General features: G+C 50.4%; 1 protein-coding gene. It reads left to right on the plus strand.

Translation table 11 applies throughout. The features are described 5' to 3' along the window. The coding region (locus KDK17_RS04225) for a heavy metal translocating P-type ATPase (protein ID WP_257287424.1) at positions 1 to 1,281 on the plus strand (1,281 nt) is incomplete at both ends.

The following is a 1,281-nucleotide window of genomic DNA, read 5'->3' on the forward strand; positions in this document are numbered from 1 at the left end:
GTTGAAGCGGGTTTGGTATTGCTACTGTTTTCCTTGGGTGAACTGTTGGAAGGTTTCGCCGGAAGAAAAGCCAAAGCCGGCATAACAAGCCTGATGCAACTGATACCAGACACAGCCTGGAAACTACAAGACGGTGAACGCATAGAAGTCGTTGCAGACTTTCTGGTTCCCGGAGAGCTTATTGAAGTTTTACCCGGCGATCGTTTACCTGTGGATGGCTTTCTTCACTGCGATCATGGCTCTTTTGATGAAAGTACAGTAACGGGCGAATCCATTCCCGTGAACAGACAAGCCGGTGAAAAGATTATGGCAGGCTCCATGGTGGTCGATCAGCCTGTAAGATTAACAGTGGCATCAGAACCCGGCGAGAATGCGATTGATCGCATCATTAACCTGATAGAAGAAGCGGAAGAACGCCGTGCACCGGTAGCCAGAATGGTTGATGCATTCAGTGCCTGGTACACCCCAGTGGTCATGGGGCTGGCAGCTCTGGTGATGATCATCCCTCCTCTGTTTACCGGCGCAGTCTGGACACACTGGGCCTATAAAGCCCTGACTCTGCTGTTGATTGCCTGCCCCTGTGCGCTGGTCGTATCCATTCCAGTCGCAGTCACGTCGGCACTGACTTCTGCTGCGCGCTCTGGTGCGCTGATTAAAGGTGGCGCAGCTCTGGAACAACTGAGAAATATAAGGATGCTGGCTTTTGATAAAACCGGCACCCTCACTGAGGGTAAACCCCGGGTTACCCGGGTGGTTGGCATCAGCGAGCAGGAAGATAAAGTACTCTCTCTGGCAGGCTCTGTAGAAATGGGCTCCAGCCATCCTTTGGCTACTGCCATTATTGATGAAAGAAAAAGCAGGAATCTTACGATTTCAGAAGCCACTGATATTCAGGTTTTAACCGGCCGTGGGGTTCAGGGCACTGTCTCGGGGCGAGACATAAAAGTAGTGGCTCCCCGTTATATTGATGACAAAGATCTTGGTGTAAACAAATCCATCATCGAGTCCATGGAATCAGAAGGTGACACAGTAGTCGTGGTTCAAGACGGAGCAACCATTCTGGGGCTTATTGGCTTAGCCGACACTTTGCGTGATGACGCTGTTGAAGCGATCAGAAAACTAAAAAGTATTGGTGTCGACAGTATCATAATGACCGGCGACAACCGACGTGCAGCTGCCGCTCTTGCTGGAAAACTGGACATAGACTACCAGGCAGAGTTATTACCAGAAGATAAAGTTAAAGCAGTGCGAGCAATTCAGGCTCAACATAGTGGCGCTGTC

It is taken from the genome of Endozoicomonas sp. SESOKO2 (assembly GCF_024606245.1).
Lineage (GTDB): Bacteria > Pseudomonadota > Gammaproteobacteria > Pseudomonadales > Endozoicomonadaceae > Endozoicomonas_A.